Origin of the sequence: Bartonella sp. MU70NMGDW, assembly GCF_042194085.1 — a bacterium.
Classification (GTDB): domain Bacteria; phylum Pseudomonadota; class Alphaproteobacteria; order Rhizobiales; family Rhizobiaceae; genus Bartonella; species Bartonella grahamii.
In genome coordinates this window covers 1-1028 of sequence record NZ_JBHIMK010000407.1, presented here as the reverse complement: position 1 = coordinate 1028, position 1028 = coordinate 1, and the positions used below count along the sequence as shown (strand labels likewise).

At 27.7% G+C, this 1028-nt stretch carries 1 pseudogene; it reads left to right on the top strand.

Going from position 1 to position 1028, the window contains the following annotated elements:
• Nucleotides 1-120: pseudogene (locus ACFIKE_RS11305) on the top strand (invasion-associated locus B family protein); the annotation flags it as partial.
• Between the last annotated feature and the right edge of the window lie 908 nt (nucleotides 121-1028).

Sequence of the window (1028 nt, the reverse complement as noted above, 5' to 3'; positions counted from 1 at the left end):
AAACAAATAGAGCAGGACAATAAAGTACGTATTTCCTATAAAATTAAAGAAGGAAAGGTATTTTCTTTTACTGTACCGTTTAAAGGGTTAAATGCGGCACTTGATTCTTTACGTCCTTAAAATTCATCGAGTATTTTTAACAAGAGTCATTTTTTCATAAATCGTTGTATTATATTTTTGAGTGTAAATTATAAGGACAAATAAGTAAGAAGTTTTATATAATATGATATCGAGATGATTTCTTGGAAAGAGTGAGAGTTTTATGAATATAAAGTCATAATAAGTTATTTATATGTAATAGAAAATCAAGTTAATGTTTTCCATAATGCTTAAAGAGTGATTTCGTTAGTTATTAAAAGTAAAAAAGATTAGAAACACTCGTTTTAAAATAATTAAAAAGAGGCTGCCTTACAATAATGAGTAGACAAAATTCTTTTTTTAAAACTTCAAATGGATTTTTATAGCGGTCTGATTAAGCATTAATATTTTTCAGATAAATTTATAATTCTAGAGATTTTTTTGAACGATAGTTTTTATTGGTATTCACAAAATAACAGCTATTGTAATTGCATTTTGTAGTACTATGGAACTTTTATTCCAGCATAAACAAAGCCATTTCATTGCATATAACAAACGAGGCTCGTGTGTGGATGTGGATAACGAGATTAAAAAAATTTTTCTTATAAAGCGTACTAATGTATAGGTTGTTGTGACCTTAAGAGTCAGCAAATAGCATGGTGTAGGTTTGTTGCAATAGAGATGTGCTCCGTGTAAATGGTATAAAGAAAAGAGCATAATTTATAAAAATTGATGTGAACGTAAACGATTAATTTATAGTTTTAAGTTCATAAAGAGATGCATGATTTCACGGAAACAACCGAAAGATTATACAAAAATCTGAATGATGCTAGTGTAGAAAATTTTAATGATAGGAAAAGAAAGAATGATTTCTTGTATTTATCATTTGATGCTGCATTATTGCTTTATTTAGGAATGAGCAGAAGAGTTTTCGCGTTTATTTATTGGGG